The following is a 277-nucleotide window of genomic DNA, read 5'->3' as shown; positions in this document are numbered from 1 at the left end:
GTCCGGAGCGGTCGACTTCGCCGGATTGGAAGCGCCGGGGTGTCAGCCCGAAGTAGGCGCCCACACTCGATGAACGGCGGAAGCGGCTGGGGTCACCGATGGCGCTGACGAAGGCCAAGGCGGTCAGCGTCCCGGCTCCGGGCACGCCCATAAGCCGGCGCACCACCTTCGACTTCCGCGCCGCCGCCAGAACCAGCCGGTCGAGCGCGGCGGTCTGGTCGATGAGGCGGCTCCACGCCGTCACGAGAGCCTCGATACGTCCAAACCGACATAAGTT

General features: G+C 68.6%; 1 pseudogene. It reads right to left on the bottom strand.

Annotated features, from left to right (window positions below):
* Positions 1-172: pseudogene (locus tag SB847_RS20905) on the bottom strand (transposase); the annotation flags it as partial.
* Positions 173-277 lie beyond the last annotated feature (105 nt).

This window comes from Bacillus sp. SIMBA_026, assembly GCF_046535335.1.
Taxonomy (GTDB): domain Bacteria; phylum Bacillota; class Bacilli; order Bacillales; family Bacillaceae; genus Bacillus; species Bacillus velezensis.
Note: the sequence above shows the minus strand (reverse complement) of the source record. Positions and strands in the feature narration are given on the sequence as shown.